The sequence below is a fragment of the Tenacibaculum dicentrarchi genome (assembly GCF_964036635.1).
Lineage (GTDB): Bacteria > Bacteroidota > Bacteroidia > Flavobacteriales > Flavobacteriaceae > Polaribacter > Polaribacter dicentrarchi.
This window is the reverse complement of sequence record NZ_OZ038524.1, coordinates 1,984,150-2,003,231: the sequence shown is the minus strand read 5'-3', so window position 1 is coordinate 2,003,231 and position 19,082 is coordinate 1,984,150. Positions and strand designations below refer to the sequence as shown.

16 protein-coding genes are annotated in these 19,082 nt (G+C 28.6%); 8 read left to right on the top strand and 8 right to left on the bottom strand.

From position 1 onward, the window contains the following. Positions 1 to 107: 107 nt before the first annotated feature. The 4 genes from ABNT14_RS08610 to ABNT14_RS08595 form a co-directional block, all read right to left on the bottom strand. Positions 108 to 1,205, bottom strand: a complete 1,098-nt coding sequence (locus tag ABNT14_RS08610) for a helix-turn-helix domain-containing protein (protein ID WP_101902843.1) — start codon at positions 1,203 to 1,205, stop codon at positions 108 to 110. 132 nt (positions 1,206 to 1,337) lie between these two features. Further along, positions 1,338 to 2,048, bottom strand: coding sequence for a 16S rRNA (uracil(1498)-N(3))-methyltransferase (locus ABNT14_RS08605; protein ID WP_101902842.1), 711 nt, complete (start codon positions 2,046 to 2,048; stop codon positions 1,338 to 1,340). A gap of 2 nt (positions 2,049 to 2,050) precedes the next feature. Further along, positions 2,051 to 3,169: a GTP cyclohydrolase gene (locus ABNT14_RS08600; protein WP_101902841.1), complete on the bottom strand. Its 1,119-nt coding sequence runs from the start codon at positions 3,167 to 3,169 to the stop codon at positions 2,051 to 2,053. Positions 3,170 to 3,187: 18 nt separating this feature from the next. Next, entirely contained in the window at positions 3,188 to 4,510 is a 1,323-nt protein-coding gene (locus ABNT14_RS08595) for a transporter (protein ID WP_159459537.1), read from the bottom strand. A 186-nt stretch (positions 4,511 to 4,696) separates the two neighbouring features. Here ABNT14_RS08595 and ABNT14_RS08590 point away from each other — a divergent pair, with 186 nt between their 5' ends. Genes ABNT14_RS08590 through ABNT14_RS08560 form a run of 7 tightly spaced genes read left to right on the top strand, consistent with a single transcriptional unit; the run spans position 4,697 to position 13,035 of the window. Further along, complete coding sequence (locus ABNT14_RS08590) at positions 4,697 to 4,987, top strand: DUF4834 family protein (protein WP_101902839.1); 291 nt, start codon at positions 4,697 to 4,699, stop codon at positions 4,985 to 4,987. A 29-nt stretch (positions 4,988 to 5,016) separates the two neighbouring features. Next, positions 5,017 to 7,422, top strand: coding sequence for a YfhO family protein (locus ABNT14_RS08585; RefSeq protein WP_348719382.1), 2,406 nt, complete (start codon positions 5,017 to 5,019; stop codon positions 7,420 to 7,422). A 28-nt stretch (positions 7,423 to 7,450) separates the two neighbouring features. Then, positions 7,451 to 7,972 (top strand): methyltransferase, encoded by a 522-nt coding sequence (locus ABNT14_RS08580; protein ID WP_101902837.1) that lies wholly within the window; start codon positions 7,451 to 7,453, stop codon positions 7,970 to 7,972. Positions 7,973 to 7,976: 4 nt separating this feature from the next. Beyond that, a complete protein-coding gene (locus ABNT14_RS08575) occupies positions 7,977 to 9,164 on the top strand; it encodes a glycosyltransferase family 4 protein (protein WP_101902836.1) in 1,188 nt (395 codons plus the stop codon). 1 nt (position 9,165) lies between these two features. Beyond that, entirely contained in the window at positions 9,166 to 10,446 is a 1,281-nt protein-coding gene (locus tag ABNT14_RS08570; protein WP_101902835.1) for a glycosyltransferase family 4 protein, read from the top strand. Then, complete coding sequence (gene wecB / locus ABNT14_RS08565) at positions 10,443 to 11,528, top strand: non-hydrolyzing UDP-N-acetylglucosamine 2-epimerase (protein WP_101902834.1); 1,086 nt, start codon at positions 10,443 to 10,445, stop codon at positions 11,526 to 11,528. The genes ABNT14_RS08570 and wecB overlap by 4 nt, the downstream gene beginning before the upstream one ends. 1 nt (position 11,529) lies before the next feature. Further along, positions 11,530 to 13,035 carry a lipopolysaccharide biosynthesis protein gene (locus ABNT14_RS08560; RefSeq protein WP_101902833.1) on the top strand — a complete coding sequence of 502 codons (1,506 nt, stop codon included), beginning with the start codon at positions 11,530 to 11,532 and terminating at the stop codon, positions 13,033 to 13,035. 218 nt (positions 13,036 to 13,253) lie between these two features. On the opposite strand, the gene ABNT14_RS08555 is transcribed toward ABNT14_RS08560, so the two are convergent. The 4 genes from ABNT14_RS08555 to htpG all read right to left on the bottom strand — a co-directional run bounded on the left by ABNT14_RS08555 (position 13,254) and on the right by htpG (position 17,790). Further along, positions 13,254 to 14,258 (bottom strand): transglutaminase domain-containing protein, encoded by a 1,005-nt coding sequence (locus ABNT14_RS08555; protein ID WP_058885500.1) that lies wholly within the window; start codon positions 14,256 to 14,258, stop codon positions 13,254 to 13,256. A 12-nt stretch (positions 14,259 to 14,270) separates the two neighbouring features. Further along, a complete protein-coding gene (locus tag ABNT14_RS08550) occupies positions 14,271 to 14,936 on the bottom strand; it encodes a carboxypeptidase-like regulatory domain-containing protein (protein ID WP_058885499.1) in 666 nt (221 codons plus the stop codon). Positions 14,937 to 15,060: 124 nt separating this feature from the next. After that, a complete protein-coding gene (locus ABNT14_RS08545; protein ID WP_101902832.1) occupies positions 15,061 to 15,792 on the bottom strand; it encodes a DUF2927 domain-containing protein in 732 nt (243 codons plus the stop codon). 84 nt (positions 15,793 to 15,876) lie between these two features. Further along, on the bottom strand, positions 15,877 to 17,790 hold the full coding sequence (gene htpG, locus ABNT14_RS08540) for a molecular chaperone HtpG (protein ID WP_101902831.1): 1,914 nt from the start codon (positions 17,788 to 17,790) through the stop codon (positions 15,877 to 15,879). Between the two features lie 178 nt (positions 17,791 to 17,968). Between htpG and ABNT14_RS08535 the strand changes: the two genes are divergently transcribed. After that, on the top strand, positions 17,969 to 18,976 hold the full coding sequence (locus ABNT14_RS08535; protein ID WP_101903376.1) for a beta-ketoacyl-ACP synthase 3: 1,008 nt from the start codon (positions 17,969 to 17,971) through the stop codon (positions 18,974 to 18,976). Positions 18,977 to 19,082: the final 106 nt, after the last annotated feature.

Here is a 19,082-nt window from a genome sequence, read left to right as displayed (position 1 = left end):
AATATGTTGTTTTAAATTTGTGTTACAAATTTAAGTTTAAAAGTATAAAAATAGTTCGAAATCATCCATTTTGGATGATTTCGAACTATTTTTATAAGTAATTTCAATTATTTTTTAATTAATGAGGCCTTTTTAAACTGAACAGGGGTGTAACCAGACTGTTTTTTAAAAACAGTAAAAAAAGTTGATTTTGAATTAAATCCGGATTCTAAGCCAATCGAGGTAATTGTATAGTTTGAATAATTAGGGTCTAGTAAAAGTATTTTTGCTTGTTTTACCTTTTTTTCATTCAAATAATCGGTAAAAGATTTACCAGCAACTTTATTTATAATTAAAGAAAGTGTACTAGAACTTAGTTTTGTGTCTTTTGAAAGGTGTTGTAAAGTATATTTAGGAACTAAAAATTTTTTATTATTAGTAATAAAAGTATCTATTTCTAAAAACTGTTCTTTGTATTTATCAATATTGATATTTTCTATGTTTGGGCTTGTAGTAGTAGGTTTTTTATCAGTATCTGTTTTAAAATTAGTATTTAGGTCTGTTTTAAAATCTGTATCTGAATCTGTTAATAATGTTTTTCTTATTTGTTTACGTTCTTTTGATATTCTTATTTGCCTTAATCCTTGATAGCCTAGCCAGTATATGAGTATTGTTGTGTAAACCCTAAGTGGATAATAAGAAAAAATAAAACTTGTAAAGTTCAATTTTATTTTAATAGAAAGTGCAAATAACCATAGTACATATCCAACAGCGGTTAGTTTAAAAAAAGTATGCAACCATTTTAGACTATCAAAAGCAATAATTTTAGATTTGATTTTTTCTTTTCTATTAAGTACAAAAAAAGAATAAATAAAAATAATTAATGAAACCAATAAGCTAAGTCCTTCTTCAAATGAACTGTATTGTTCGTATATACGGTTTAATTTTTCAGGAGAATCAGGAATATTGTAATTATACATAAAAGTAACCTGTGTAATTACGATTATTAAAAACATTGGGAGTATTATTTTTAATAAATTGTACGATTTTTTAGCTATTTTTAAATAGTGAATTAAAAACATATACAAAAAAGGCATCGCTAAAAAGTGCCAAGGAATTTGTAGGTAATTTAAGGAAAATTTATGCTGTATTAAATTTCGTTCCAATCCCCAAGATTGAATATTATTCAAAGAGATAACAAAAATTAATAAATTTAAATATCTCATACTTTTTTCTCTTCCATTTTTAGAACAAAGAAGTATGATGTTAAACGCAAAACCATGTAAAGCGCTAACAATTAGAAAGAGATCAAATATATCTTTAATATTCACTATAAATTTTTGGTATCAAATATACAGTTACTGATGAATAAAAGCAATACTTTGTACCACATTTAAACCAGCGGTTTCGGTTCGTAACCTGTTATCACCTAACGAAATTGGCTTAAAATTATGATTTAAAGCATAATCAATCTCTTTTGATGAAAAATCTCCTTCAGGTCCTATTAAAATTGTGTATTTTTCATTTTTATCAGCAATATTTTTCAATAATTTTTTTTCAATATTTTCTTCACAGTGTGCTATAAATAATTTAGAAGTAGCATCTTGTTTTAAAAATTCTGATAATTTAATAGGCTCATTTAGTTTAGGTAATGTAAATTGTAAAGATTGCTTCATTGCTGCCTGTACAATTTTATTTAATCGATTAATTTTAACGATTTTTCTTTCAGAATTATCACAAATAATAGGTGTAATTTCATCAATACCAATTTCGGTAGCCTTTTCTAAAAACCATTCTAACCTATCGTTATTTTTAGTTGGGGCAATGGCAACGTGTAGGTAATAATCTCTATTATTTGGTTTTTCTTCATATTTTACAACCGTTGTAAGGCATCTTTTATCATTAGCAATTGTTATTGATACCGAAAATAAAAAACCAGCACCATTGGTTATTTGTAAAATATCGCCTTCTTTTTTTCTTAAAACACGTACAATATGCCTACTTTCTTCTTTATCAAAAGTAATTTGTGTTGTTTCTGTGGTAATATCAGGATTAAAAAATAACTGCATTATTATAAATTAAGTTTATAAGTTCTTCTTCTTTTGTGAGTTGTCGGATTAAAATCTTTCCAAATTTGATGAATTGCTATATTGTCTTCTAATTCAGGAGTTCGAATACAATTTATGATGCCTTTTTTAGCAAAAGTTTCACAATATTGTTTAAAAATAATAGCAATAACACCTTTGTTTTGATATTCAGGAGCTACACCAATTAAGTAGAAGGTAACATCTTTTGAATTTTTACGAGCATTTAATAAATGAAATAATCCGAATGGAAAAAGTTTACCGTTAGCTTTTTGAAGTGCTTCTGAAAAAGAGGGCATAACAATGGCAAAGGCAACTAATTTATCATTTTTATCAACCACAAATTTTATATATTCAGGATTGATAAAACTAATGTATTTTTCTTTAAAATGTGTTATTTGTGCATCAGAAATAGGTACGTATGTTGATAATTTAGAGTATGATTTGCTAAACAATTCAAACATTTCATCAACATAGGGCATTATTTTTTTTGTTGAAGTAAAATCTAAGGGTTTTAAGCCGTACCTTCTTTGAATTAAGCTGCTTGCTTTACCATATTTTACTTCATCTACATTTTTAAAAAGGAATTTATTTTCTAAGTATTCTTTTTCTTTTTTAAAGCCTAATTGCTCAAAATGATTTGCATAATACGGGTGATTATACCAAGTAATCATGGTTCCGATATGGTCAAAACCATCGACTAAAACACCTGTTTTATCTAAGTTATTAAAACCAACGGGTCCTTCAATAAATTCTAGGTTATTATCTTGCCCAACTTCTTTGACCTTGTTGAGTAAAGCTTGGGTAACTTTTATATTATCAATAGCGTCAAACCAACCGAAACGCATTTTTTTGATGCCTTGTTTTTCAATTTCATAGGTGTTGATAATTGCTGCAATTCTTCCTACAATTTTATTATTTTCTAGGGCGATAAAAAAATGTGCATTTGCATATTCAAAAACAGGGTTTTTATCTTTGTCAAAATTATCAAGTTCGTCATTAATAATAGGAGGAACCCAGTTTTTATTGTCTTTATAAAGAGAAAAAGGAAACTTTACAAATTGTTTCATTTCTTTTTTAGAAAATATTTCTTTAATTTTAATCATAGAGCAAATGTAATATTTTTAATCGTCCTTTTTTTCTTCTTTCTTTAAGTCTTCTTCAAGTTTTTTTATTTCTTTTTCGAGTTTTAATCGTTCTTTTTCTTTACGTTTAGCTTCTTTTTCGGCTTTTTTCTGAATATTTTTTTCAAGTTTTAATCGTTCTTTTTCTTTGCGTTCTGTCTCTTTATTTCTATCTTTTTCAGCTTTTAAACGTTCTTTTTCTATATTTTTTAGTTTTTTTTCTGCTTTCTTTTTAGCTTTTTTTTCTGCTTTCTTTGCTTCTTTTATTGTTTTTTTCTTTTCTTTTTTATCCTCTTTCGTTATCATTTCAATTAATGATTTAGAACGAGTTCTTCTAGGTTTATCAATGGTTATTTTTTCTTCTTTTTCACCATTTTTAACAGTAATAGTTTGTTTGTTTTTATTTTTGAACAAACCTTTAACTTTGGCGATTAAACGACCAAAAAAACCTTTGTTTTCGTCATAATTTTCTTCTTCTTGTTCTTCAATTTTATTTCCAAACTCATCTACTTCTAAAAATTTATCTTGGTGCTTATTTAATCGGTAAGAAGCACCTATACCAGCATACATTCCAACTTCATTTTGTTGTAAAGTTCCTCTAAGACTTGCGTTAAATTGTAAATTTTCATTATATAAATAAGCTGCTCCAACACCTATATTTGTTTTGTTTTTATATTGACTAGATGTTCCTTCTATTTCCGCAAAAGCAGACCAATAATCGTTTAAGTTTTTGGTAGCGGTAACGATGTATGATAATTCTTTAAAATCACTACTAATATAATTATAAAAAACATTTGTAATAACATATAATTTGTTTGATAATTCATTTTGTAGTAAGATTCCTGCTTTTGCATTGATGCCTCCTTTTTGATGGTAATCTGTTAACACACTTCCAAAATTAGCACCTACATAAACACCAACATGCGGAATTAATCTTTTATAATCAAAAGAATGTCTTTTTTTCCAACTTCTAATTTCTTTTTTTTTATCGTCATATTTAGGCGCATACACTAAATATTTAGCTGCTAAAGTAAGTTTACTTAAGCCTATTTTACTAGTATATGATTCAAAGACATTTTTAAAAGCAATTTTATCTTTTTGAAGGCTTGTATTTATGTTAAATTCTAATTTTTCCGTAAAAAAACTTGTTCTAAATAAAAGATTTAACCCTAAGGCTTGAGGATTACTAAAGGTAGGCGTTGCTTTTGCTTTTCTAAAAAACACTCCTGTTTCAAATTGATAAACACCTAGGCCAACACTATAAGGGCTTTCAGAAAACCCTGGACGATTTGAGTTTATAACCGTTGTGTACTGAGCATTCACAGCTGGGCAAGTGCAAAAAATAAAAAGCAAAAGGAGTTTCTTAATCATGTTATAACATTGATTTATACAATTAATACAAACATACATAAAATAGAAATTACTATTTAATATAAGTTTTGTAAAGTCTTAACGGTTTGTTTTGCTTCAAATTGTTATTTTTGATTAATTTTTTATTAAAAAGTGAATATGACACACATCAATGAAGCAGGAATAGCAGGTCTTTTTAAAATGATACTATATATTCTGGCGTTTTATTATATTTCTAAATTTCTAATGAAATTATTTGGTCCTTACTTATTAAAAAAGGCAGTAAATAAAGTTCAGAAAAAGGCGGAACAGCAATTTAACAATCAGCAACAACAGCAACAACAAAATGATGTTGAAACAGGAAAAACAGTAGTTGATAAAAAACCACAAAATATACAACAAAGCAATAATTCGGTAGGAGAATATGTTGATTTTGAAGAAATAGATTAACTTTTATATTTATTATGAATTATAAAAAAATGATGCCCTTTGCAATTACGCTTGTTGTTTTTGCAATTATATCGTTGTTGTATTTTAACCCAGTTTTAAGCGGTAAACAAATAAAACAGAACGACATTACTCAGTTTATAGGAATGTCAAAAGAAGTAAAAGACTATCGAATTGAAAAAGGAGAAGAACCATATTGGCTAGGAAATGCCTTTAGCGGAATGCCTGCATATCAGGTAAGTGCCTATTATCCGAATGATTTTGTACGTTATATTGATAAAGCAATTCGTTTTTTACCACGCCCTGCGGATTATTTGTTTTTATATTTCTTCGGATTTTTTATCTTATTAACAGCTTTAAAAGTTGATTGGAAATTAGCTGTTTTAGGAAGTTTATCCTTTGGTTTTTCGACCTATTTAATTATTATTTTTGGAGCAGGACACAATGCAAAAGCCCACGCAATCGGTTATATGCCGATGGTAATTGCGGGTGTTTTATATATCTTTAGAAAAAAATATTTAGTAGGATTTGTAATTACTGCTTTGGCGATGGCTTTAGAAGTTTATACAAATCATCCGCAAATGACGTATTATTTAGGTTTTTGCTTGCTGATATTGGCAATTGTTGAATTTATTGAAGCTTTTAAAACTAAAAATTTATCGGTATTTGTAAAACAAGCTGTTGTTTTAGTTGTAGCGATGGCGATTGGTTTAGGTGTAAATTCAACTCGATTATTATCGATGAAACAATATGGCGATTTTAGTACGAGAGGGAAATCGGCATTAACGATTAACCCAGATGGTTCTCCAAAAGAAAAATCAACAGGATTAGATAAAGCGTATATTACAGAATATAGTTACGGAATTGCTGAAACTTTTAATTTGATAATTCCTCGTTTTATGGGCGGTGGAACTGTTGAAGAATTAGGTGAAAATTCTGAATTTTATCAAACTTTAGAAAAAAATGCAGGTAGAAATGTAGCTAAAGAATATTCGAAACAAGTTTTAACCTATTGGGGAACACAACCAATTGTAGAAGCTCCCGCATATATTGGAGCAATTTTATTTTTCTTGTTCTTTCTAGGTGTTTTCTTGGTAAAAGGACGTTTAAAATATTGGTTAGTATCGGCAACTATTTTTTCAATAGTATTGAGTTGGGGGAAAAATTTTGCAGGAATCACTAACTTTTTTATTGATTATGTTCCGTTGTATAATAAGTTTAGAGCAGTTTCATCGATTCAAGTAATCGCAGAATTATGTGTTCCGTTATTAGGAATTATTGCTTTACGTGATTTGTTTTCATCAAAAGTAGCATCCGAAGAAAAAGAAAATGCCTTAAAAAATGCCTTTTATGTTTTAGGAGGAATTACTTTATTATTTGCACTTTTTGGGTCAAGTTTATTTGCTTTTGAAGGATTAAGAGATGCACAATATCAACAATTACCAACGTTAATAGATGCTTTAATTTCCGATAGAAAAGCCATGTTATTTAATGACAGTGTTCGTTCTTTTTTATTGATTTTAGCATCAGCGGGGTTATTATGGTTTTATCTGAAAGGGAAATTAAAACAAATTCCTGTTATACTAATTTTAGGTGTTTTAATTGTTTTTGATTTAGTTTCTGTTGATATTAAATACGTAAATAAAGAAGATTTTACATCAGCAAGAAAAGTGTTAAAACCATTTACAGTAACTCAAACTGATAAAGAAATTTTAAAAGATAAGAGCCATTATCGTGTTGCAAATTTTAGTGTAAATCCTATGCAAGATGGAAGAACATCGTATTTTCATAATTCGATAGGAGGATATCATGCAGCTAAAATGAAGCGATATCAAGAATTATTTGATTATCAAATTTCTAAAAATAATATTGAAGTATTAAATATGCTAAATGCAAAATACTTTATTGTTGGTGATAATAAATTACAAAAAAATAAGGATGCAAACGGAAATGCATGGTTTGTAAATAATTTAAAAATTGTTACATCGGCAGATGAAGAAATAGTTACTTTAGATAGTTTAAATACCAAAACATCAGCTGTAATTAATGGAAGAGAATTAAAAAGAAGTCCACAAGGGTATATGGATTTTAATAATCAATTTAAAACAGATTCAACAGCTATAATTTCATTAATAAAAAATGATGTTACAACCTTATTTTATAAAACTGATACACAAGAAAATCAGTTTGCTGTATTTTCAGAAATTTATTATAAAGATGGTTGGAATGCTTATTTAGATGATGTTAAAACGGAACATTATCAAGTTAATTATGTCCTTAGAGGTATGGAAATACCAAAAGGAAAACATGAAATTATCTTTAAATACGAGCCGAAAATAATACAAACAGGAAATAAAATTACGTTATTTTCATACGCTTTATTATTGTTTATTCCGATGGGATGGTTTTTTATCCGAAAGAAAAAAAATAAAAAGTAAACTTACAATTGTTGTTTAAATACTAAAAATGTACAAAAAACTCCCTAAAAAAAGATATCATCATACATTAGAATTTTTAAAGAAAAATGTGCCTGCACCTGCAGTTATTTTAGACTTAGGTGTTCGAAACCCTTTTTCTGAAATTATGGAAGAAAATGGTTATACAGTTTATAACACAGAAGGTGAAGATTTAGATTTGTTGCCCGAAATAGTTAAAAATTATAAAGTAGATGTTGTAACGGCTTTTGAAATTTTTGAGCATTTACTAGCTCCTTTTAATGTTTTAAGAGCTATTGAAACTACAAAAATTGTAACAACTGTACCTTTAAAATTATGGTTTGTAGATGCTTATAGAAGTAAAGATGATATGTGGGATAGACATTATCATGAATTTGAAGATTGGCAATATGATTGGTTATTAGAAAAATCGGGCTGGAAAATTTTAGATACTAATAAATGGACAAGCCCTATAAATCAAATAGGAATTAGACCAATTTTAAGAAAGTTTACGCCAAGATATTACGCTGTTTACGCAGAAAAACAGTTGTAAAAACATGAAAAAAGACATCAAAATAGGCAAGAGGATAGGAATGATTTTAGATAAAACATTTCCGCCTGACCCTAGAGTTGAAAATGAAGCAATTGAGTTACTAAAACAAGGACATCAAGTGTTTTTGTTTTGTTTAACTTACGGAAATCAAAAAAAAAATGAGCTTATAAATGGCATTGAAGTAGTTCGATATTCATCAAATAAAATAGAATACAAATTATCGGCTTTAGCCTATACAATTCCGTTTTATTCTTATTTGATGAAAAATAAAATTGCTGATTTTTTAGCCGTTTATAAAATCGATGTAATTCATGTACACGATATGGTGGTTGCTGAAGCTGTTTTTTTAGCGAATAAAAAGCAACTTCCTATAGTGTTAGATTTGCACGAAAATCGTCCGCAGATAATGAAGTTTTATCCGCATTTAAAAAAGTTTCCTGCCAATGTTTTAATATCAGTAAAAAAATGGCAACGTAAAGAAACTGAACTTATCAATAAAGCATCAAAACTGATTGTTGTAACCGAAGAAGCAAAAAAAGAAATTTTAAGCAGAACTAAAATAAAAGCTACAAATATTGCAGTTGTTCCTAATACGGTTCGAAAATCTTTTTATCAGAATATTGAAACATCAGCTAAAAAAGATACAACTTTCAATTTATTATATATCGGTGATACAGGCGAAAGAAGAGGTTTGAAAACAGTTATAGAAAGTTTACCAAAATTACAAAAGAGTATTAAAAATATACGATTTGTAATTGTTGGAAAAGTAAGTTTAGCTCTTAAAAATACTGTAAATAAACTAGCTTTAAATGATGTAGTTATTTTTGAAGGATGGCAAAATGAAAGTACTTTTCAAAAATATATTATTAATAGTGACATTTGTTTATCGCCATTACACAGAAATATTCATCACGATACAACGTACGCAAATAAACTTTTTCAATATATGAGTTTAGCCAAACCTTTGTTGGTTAGCAACGCAACAGCTCAAGAAAATTTAGTGAAACGGGTAAATTCTGGTTTAGTACATGAAGCCGAAAATATAGCCGATTTTACAGCAAAAATTTTGGAATTATACAATAATACTTCTTTAAGAGAAACGTTAGCAATTAACGGAAAAGAGTTTGTAAACAATCGTTTTACTTGGGATAAAACATCAGAAGAATTAATTAATTTATACGCTAATTTATAATTTGAAAGTACTAATTATTACTTATTATTGGATTCCTGCAGGAGGTTCGGGAGTACAACGTTGGTTAAAATTTGTAAAATATTTACGTGATTTTAATATCGAACCTGTTGTTTATACTGTTGATGAAGCTAAGTATCCAATTATTGATGCTTCTCTCGAAAATGATGTGCCAAAAAATATTGAAGTTATCAAAAAATCAATTTATGAACCGAACGATTTTTTATCAATATTTAAAAAGAAGGAAACCAAAACAAGTGCGGGTTTTTTAAATCCGAATCCAACTTTTTTTGGAAAAATATTACAATATATAAGAGCAAATTATTTTATTCCTGATGCTCGTAAATTTTGGATTAAACCATCAGTAAAATATTTAAAAAAATATTTATCAGAAAATAAAATTGATGCCATTATTACTACGGGCCCTCCGCATAGTTTGCATTTAATCGGCTTGAAATTAAAGCAAAAATTAAACATAAAATGGATTGCAGACTTTCGTGACCCGTGGACAGATATTGATTATTTTCATCAGTTACCGTTAACTAAAAAAGCCATTAAAAAACATCATCAATTAGAACAACAAGTTTTAAAAAATGCGGATGCAACGCTCGTAGTTGGCGAAACTATGAAAGAAAATTACAAGAAATTTTCAAAAAACATTCATGTAATAACCAATGGATATGATTCATCAGAAAATGAAAAAAATAAGGTTGTTTTAGATGATAAATTTTCAATAACACATATCGGTTTGATGAATTCTGATAGGAATCCGATTATTTTATGGAAAGCTTTGTCTGAATTATCCGAAGAAAATAACACTTTTAAAAATGATTTAGAGATAAAACTAATTGGTAAATTATCGGATGATGTAATTGCTGATTTAGAAAAATATCAATTTAAAAATGTTGAAAAAATAAATTACGTTCCACACAAAGAAGTCCAAAAATATCAGAATAATTCACAAGTTTTATTACTTGCTGTAAACAAAGTTCCAAGTGCAAAGGGAATTATAACAGGTAAAATTTTTGAGTATTTACAAGCAAAACGCCCTATCTTAGCAATCGGTCCTGAAGATGGCGATTTAGCAGAAATCTTAAAAAACACCAATTCAGGAACTGTTGTTGATTTTGATGATAAAGAAGCAATTAAAAAAACGGTTTTAAGTTTGTATAAAAGTTATAAAGAAAACAGTTTGCAAGTTTCATCAAAAAATATAGAACAATATCACCGAAAGGAGTTAACCAAAAAATTATCAGTAATACTTAAACAAGTAGTAAATTCTTGAAAAAAATAGTAACTATATTAGGAGCTAGACCTCAGTTTGTAAAAGGTGCGGTGTTAAGCAGAGTCATAAAAAATCATCAAGAAATTGAAGAGGTAATTGTACATACAGGGCAACATTTTGATGCCAATATGAGCGCTGTTTTTTTTGATGAAATGCAAATTCCGAAACCAAAATATAATTTAAACATCAATGGTTTAAATCATGGAGCGATGACTGGACAAATGCTAGAAAAAATTGAAGAAATTTTACTAGCAGAAAAACCCGATGCAATTGTGGTTTATGGTGATACAAATTCTACGGTTGCAGGCGCTTTATCAGCAAAGAAATTACATATAAAAGTAGTGCATATCGAGGCTGGTTTACGTTCGTATAATATGCAAATGCCAGAAGAAATAAATCGAATTATAACTGATAGAATTGCCGATTTATTAAGTTGTCCGACACAAGTTGCTGTGGATAATTTAAAGAAAGAAGGTTTTGATAATTTAGCGATTAAAATTGAGCAACATGGCGATATTATGAAAGATGCTGTGGAGTTTTACGGTGCTTTTTCCGAAGAAAAATCAACAGTTATTGCCGATTTAAACTTGACAAAAAAGGACTTTGTATTAGCAACTATTCATCGTCAAGAAAATACAGATAATAAACAAAAACTCACCAATGTTTTTTTAGGATTAGAGGATATAAATAAAACAAAAAAAGTGATAATGCCGTTGCATCCTCGGACAAAAAAAATGCTCGATTTATACGGATTAAAACCAAAAATCACTTTTATAAATCCTGTTGGTTATTTTGATATGCTCGAACTTTTAAAAAATTGTAATTTAGTGGTTACCGATAGTGGCGGACTTCAAAAAGAAGCTTTTTTTAACAAAAAATATTGCATTATTGCCAGAGAAGAAACTGAATGGACAGAGCTTGTAAGCAATGGTTATGCTAAAATAACGGCTACAAATCCGCAAGAAATTACGACAGCTTATAACCAGTTTTTAAAATCAACAAAAGATTTTAAAGAAGCATTATACGGTAATAATGTTGGCGAAAAAATATATCAATCAATCATCAAATTAATAAATTCATAAATTGGGAATCGTATTAAAACAATCACTTAAAAACACCATAATTATCTATTTAGGATTTTTAATTGGTGGGATAAATACTATATTTTTATATGCTCGTTTTTTAAAAGATGAATATTACGGTTTAGCAACGTATGTATTTGCAGCGTCTAATTTATTAATGCCTGTTATGGCATTAGGTATTCAATTTACTATTATTAAGTTTTTTTCTGCCTATAAAACCAAAAAAGAAAAAGATAGTTTTTTAAGTTCCATACTTTTTTTACCCTTATTAGTAGCCTTGCCTATTGGTTTTTGTTGGGATATTTTTCATAATTTAATTATGAGTTATATAGCAAAAAGTGATGTTGAAGGTAATTTAATTATCGAAAATTACACGATTTATATTTATATAATTGCCGTTTGTTGTGCGTATTTTGAAGTCTTTTATTCGTGGGCAAAAGTACAAATGCAATCGGTTTTTGGGAATGTTTTAAAAGAACTTTACAATAGGGTGGCTATTATGACCTTATTATTTGCCGTAAATTTTGATATCATAACCAAACAAGAATTCTTATATTATATGGCTTTAGCCTATATAATACGAACTTTTTTGATGCTATTTTATGCGTTTAAATTATACACGCCTAAGCTAAGTTTTACATTGCCTTATAATTTTAAAGAAGTTTTACGTTATTCATTTTATATTCTTTTGGCAGGAAGCGCAGGTGCATTAGTTTTAGATATTGATAAAGTAATGATACCGGGAAAAGAAGGTTTTGCAACCGCTGCATATTACGGAGTAGCGTTGTTTATAGGAAGTTTTATTGAAGCGCCAAGTAGGGCGATGGGGCAAATTTTACAGCCATTAACATCAAAAGCTATTAATGAAAATAATGATAATGAAACTAAAAGTTTGTATCATAAAAGTGCTATCAATTTATTATTAGTTGGAGGTTTATTTTTTATTTTGGTTAACTGTAATGTTGATGAATTATTTAAAATAATGCCTAATAAAAATTATGCTGGTGGTGGTTTAGTAGTTTTATTAATTTCTGGAGCAAAATTATTTATGATGTCTTTAGGGAATAATGGAGCTATTATTCAAAACTCAAAATTTTATAAAATAGTAATGCCAATTGGTCTTGGAATGGCTTTTATGGTTACTTATTTGAATATATTTTTTTACAATAAAGTAGGTATGGGAACGGAAGGTTTAGCCCTAGCTACTTTATTAGCCGTGTTAACTTTTAATGCCTTTAAACTTTGGTTTGTGCATCATAAATTAAAAATGTTTCCATATACCTTAAAAACTTTGCAAATGGTTTTTATAATTTTAGGAGTGTTTTTAGCCTTTTATTTCTGGAATTTCTCCGTGCCAGAATTCTCTGTAAAAAACTTTAGAATAGATCCGTTAATTAACATCATTTTAAAAAGTATTTTAATTATTCCTGCGTATTTATTTATAGTGATTAAGTTCTCAATTTCAGAACAGATAAATAATTTAGTGAGTAGATTTATTAAAATTTAATTTTTTTTTGAAGCTATTTCCCGCTTTCCGCACTCGCTCTTTTTGTTTGAAAAAAACAAAAAGGAGCTCAAACAATTGCTTCAATCGGGGCTAGGGGTTTTAGGTTTTTCAAGTTTATATCGAGTTCATTCAAGGGTATTCTGATTTGCTAAATAAATAAAATAGCATCGATAATTATTGTTTATTAGCAATATTTTTAATGCTATTTTTTTGAAGTATTAATCAGTAACTTTTACAACATAGGTAGCTATAATATTAGTGTCAATTTTTAAATGAATATCGTAATTACCCTTTCTTTTAAATTTGTATTTAAAAGAAATCAGCGTATTATTTTTTTTAAGATCGTATATTTTTAATTGCCGTAAATCATCACCTGAAAAATAAACTAATGTAATTTTTTTAGATGAATTGTCTTTTAATGATTTTAAACTGAAATTAATAACCTGTTTTTTTTTGGTTATTATGTTCATTTTTTTAGGAAATAATGGTACTATTTTATGTCTAAAAATTTCACCATAAACTAAAGGAGATTCTGTAAAATTTGAAACGGTTTGTGTCGTGTTTAGCAACCATTTTTGCTGTAAAGGATAATGATTTTTAGAAAATAATACAGGGTCTGTTAAAAAGTATCCTGTATTATAATCTGTAATAAAAGAATTATTTTCGTCAAAATATCCGCTAGACCACGTGGCATCACATAAATACCATTTATTGTTAAGTTTAACCGAGTTCCAAGAATGATTTATATTTTCTAGCGTATCAATATTAGAAGATACCGTTCTGCCGTAACCATTAATAATTTTAGATTCAATATTTACAATACTAGCCATTTCTTTAATTAAGTAGGCATAACCAGTACACATTGTTTTTTTATGTTTCACCAATTTTTTAAATACTATTTTTTTATAACTAGTATTCCAATTAGATAAAGAAACACTATCATTTTTAAACTTTTCACGCATTCTAGTTACTTTATTATGCGTTTTAGCATCTGCTTTAATATTTGTAGCAACCCAAGTGTAAATAGCTCTAAATTTCTCAACATCGGTACTTAGTTTATATGTTAATTTATAACAGAGTAGCGGTAAGTTTTTTAAGTTTTCGTTACGATTTAGTTTTGCAATATTATCGGCTTTGGTAAAATTAATATCTTTAAAATCTGATATTTGGGCATTTATTAAATTGACGTAAATAATAAAAAACAAGCCGATACTTTTTTTCATTCTAATTTATTTTTAAGATTTTTTAGAACGGTACACTTTTTTAACAGCGACTTTACCCATCAATAGACAAGAGTCTTGAGTCATAGTAACTTTTAAATTTAGAGTATTTACAGAATTATTATTTTGAATTACTACTTTTTTATTATCCATTCCTATAAAACTAAAAATTAAAATATCTCCTTTTTTTAGTAATTCTGGAAATGTAAAATCACCTTCAAAATTTGTTTCTGTACTAGAAGTAGTTCCTTTTAAAATAACACTTACACCTGGCAAAGGCCCTGATTCATCAGAAACAACTCCTTTTACAAGAATATCTTTTTCTTCATTATTTAGGTCGATATTATTTTTATCAATAGGCGTATTTTTTTTTTGTGCTTGAGTTGTATTAAAAGAAAATAAAGACAATACAGCAAGTCCTAAAGTTGCTAAAAAACCATATTTTTTTCTTCGGATAGGTTTTTCGTTATAAGTTGTTAATTGTTTTTTATTAAACTGTCCGCAAGTATTTTTAGATGTATTATTTTTAAAATAATAGCTAATTTCTTGTGCGGTCATTTTTGTAAAATCAATTACTTCTTTATCACAAGAATTACAAAAACCACCTAATTTTGTAGGTTTAAATTCGTTAAATTTTTCTGAACAGGCGGTGTTAATTTCTAAGCTAAATTGATTTTTCATGTTTTTTTAGCTAAAGGTACAAAATAATAGGAATCAATAAATAAGGCTTACAAGTTATTCGCCAAAAAAACCTCTTTGAATAAACAAAGAGGTTTAGAAAAAATAGGGTTATTTAATTGAAAATTTACTCTATTACAACTTCTTTGTTTAGTAATAATTTTTCAATAACAGGTTTCATTTCTTCAAAAGTAGTATCCGATTTTACATCAGAATGATAACGTATTTTTATCATTGCTTTATCAAAAGCAGATAATGTATTAGCCGTTGGTACGCCGCACATAACAGAAGAACTACAGTATTTGTCACTACTATGACCTAATCCTAAAACGTGTCCTAATTCGTGAAATAATAGCGAGGTATTACTACCTGTTTCTACCCAAATTCTACCTTCATTAATAATTCTTTCACCAGCATAAGAACTCGATGACCATGAGGTAGTTCCGTAACCAATAGCACCGCCTGTATAACTATAAATATCTGACCAAAAAGAAGCTAATTCATCTTTAGTAGAATTATACAAATGTACATTCGATTCTTTTGCACTTTTTACCAAGCTAATTTTTGTTCCATCAGAAAATAATGGATTATAAGTGTCTAAAACTTCTTTTACGATCTTTTTATATTCGGATGTAATATTTCCATCTAAAAAGATTGAAATTTCTTTTGTCCATTTTAAATCATCAACAATAGCTTCATATTCTAATAAGAAATCTTGTTGTTCTGCACTAAGATTTTTACTAGGGGTTTGCGTCTGTGTTTGCGTTTCAGTTTCGTTAAGTTCGGTAATAGTATCATCGTCTTTACTACATGATAAACTAACTAAACCGATTGATAAAAGTAACAGTAATTTTTTCATAATTGGGGGATGTTTGTATTGATTAAGGATGTAAAAACCTCTTTGAGTTAACAAAGAGGTTTTAGATATTAAAAAGTAATATTATTATTTGATTAATTCGTAAGAACGCTTGATAAAGTTCGTTAAAGCTTCACCATGTAATAAGTTTTGCGATAACTTCGCTAAATCGAAAGCTTGTGTAATTAAATCTGCTTTTTTGTCTTCATCAGCATTTAAAATTTCAGAAACTAAAGGAGAATTTGTATTTACAACTAAGTTATACATTTCAGGTAAATTACCCATTCCCATCATTCCACCTCCACCACCAGAAGCTTGCATTTCTTTCATTCTACGCATAAACTCAGGTACTGTAATTATAAATGGAGACGAAGAAGAGTCCATTGCTTCTAATTGAACAGTATAAGTTTGTGATGCAATTACACCTTCAATAACAGGTTTTAAAGCCTCTTTTTCTTTATCAGTTAATTTAGAAATAACCGCTTCATCTTTTTTGATTAAGTTATCAATAAAATCAGAATCTACACGTACAAACTGAACTTTAGTTTCTCCAGCAGTTTCTAATTTTTGCATTAAATGCGATACAATTGGAGAATCTAAAACAACAACTTCGTATCCTTTAGCCGTAGCTTCTTGAATATAACTGTGTTGTGCTTCTTTATTAGATGCGTATAAAACGATGTGATTTCCGTCTTTATCTGTTTGATTATCTTTAGTTTTTTCAACTAATTCATCAAAAGTAAAATAAGTATCGGCAACAGTTGGATATAAAGCAAATTTCTTAGCTTTATCCATAAATTTATCTTCCGATAACATTCCGTATTCGATAATTACTTTGATATCATTCCATTTTTGCTCAAAATCAGCTCTATCTTTTTTGAATAAAGAACTTAATTTATCAGCAACTTTTTTAGTAATGTAACCAGAAATTTTCTTCACAGCTCCGTCAGCTTGTAAACCAGAACGAGAAACATTTAAAGGAATATCAGGAGAATCGATAACACCTTTTAACATCTGTAAAAAGTCAGGAACAATTCCTTCAACATTATCAGTTACATATACTTGGTTTTGATATAATTGGATTTTATCCTTTTGCATATCTAAACTCTGGGTTAACTTAGGGAAGAATAAAATTCCTGTTAAGTTAAACGGATAATCTACATTTAAATGAATGTGAAATAACGATTCTTCAAACTGCGTAGGATATAACTCTTTGTAAAAGTTCGTGTAATCTTCATCATTTAAATCAGCAGGTGCTTTTGTCCAAGCTGGGTTTGTGTTGTTGATAATGTTATCAACTTCAATTTGTCTGTGAGGTTCAGTAGTTTCTTTACCATCAGCATCTGTAGTAGTTGCAGGAGTAAATTCAGGGTCGTTTATTTTGTTAGTTCCAAATTTAATTGGCACTTGATTAAAACGATTGTATTTGTTTAATAAACCACCAATTTTAGCTTCTTCTAAAAATTCTAAAGAATCATCAGCAACGTGTAAAATAATTTCTGTACCTCTGTCAGCTTTATCATGCTCAACTAAAGTAAATTCAGGAGAACCATCACAAGTCCAATGAGCAGCAGGAGCATCTTTAAAAGATTTAGAAATTAATTCTACTTTATGAGCTACCATAAAAGCAGAATAAAAACCTAAACCAAAGTGTCCAATTACACCAGTCTCGTTTTTATCGTCTTTGTATTTATCTAAAAATTCTTCAGCTCCAGAAAATGCAATTTGGTTGATGTATTTTTCAACTTCATCAGCAGTCATTCCTAAACCTTGATCTTTAATTGTAATTGTTTTAGCATCTTTATCAATACTAATTTCAATTTTAGCATCTCCTAATTCAGTATTTGCCTCACCAATAGAAATTAAGTGCTTTAATTTAGTAGTTGCATCTGTTCCGTTTGATATTAACTCACGTAAAAAAATTTCGTGATCAGAATACAAGAACTTTTTAATCAGTGGAAATATATTTTCTACCGACACATTAATACTTCCTTTGCTCATAATTATATATTTTGTTTGATATTATTTTCTGATAAGTAATTAGTCAAAAAAAATACCAAAAGAAGTTTTAACGATAGTATATGACAAAATGACATTTTTAAGTCAGTTTTATATCCTAATGAAAATGCCTATTTTTGTAGTCTACAAACAAGCAAACAATAGAAATCAACCAAAATATATGTATAGTTCAAAAATAACAGGATTGGGTTATTATGTGCCAGAAAATGTGGTAACAAATAATGATTTAACAGCATTCATGGAAACTTCAGATGAATGGATTCAGGAGCGAACAGGAATTGAAGAACGTCGTTGGATAGATCCTAAAACAGAGGATACAACTGCTGTTATGGGTTTTAAAGCGTCAAAAATAGCTATTGAGCGTTCGGGATTACAAAAAGAGGATATCGATTTTATTATTTTTGCAACCTTAAGCCCTGATATGTATTTTCCAGGAGGAGGCGTGCAGGTGCAAGAAATGTTAGATTTACCAACAATCGGAGCTTTAGATATCCGTAATCAGTGTTCTGGTTTTATTTATTCCATGTCGGTTGCCGATCAGTTTATTAAAACAGGAATGTATAAAAATATTTTGGTAATTGGTGCCGAAAATCATTCAGGTGGTTTAGACAAATCAACAAGAGGAAGAAATGTTTCTGTAATTTTTGGTGATGGGGCAGGAGCAGCTGTTTTATCAAGAACTGAAGAGAAAGGTAAAGGGATTTTATCATCTCATTTACATTCAGAAGGTAAACACGCTAAAGAATTAATGTTAGAAGGACCATCTACAGGTCGATGGGTTCCTGAATTAATTAAAAATAACGATCCAGATGATATTTCTTATTACCCATATATGAATGGGCAGTTTGTATTTAAGCACGCTGTAACACGTTTTTCGGAAGCGATTATAGAAGGTTTACAAGCAAACGATTTACAGAAAGGAGATATTGATATGTTAATTCCGCATCAAGCAAATTTACGTATCGCACAGTTTATTCAAAAGAAATTTCAATTGTCTGACGATAAAGTGTATAATAATATCATGAAATACGGAAATACGACGGCGGCATCTGTAATTATTGCCTTAACCGAAGCTTGGGAACAAGGGAAAATTAAAGACAATGATTTAGTTGTTTTAGCTGCTTTTGGTAGTGGATTTACTTGGGGTTCTGTTGTAATTCGTTGGTAGTTTTTAGCCCCGATTGAAGCAATTGTTTGAGCTCCTTTTTTTGATTTTTTTCAAAAAAAGAGCGAGTGCGGAAAGCGGGAAATAGCTCCAAAAAAAATATATTAAA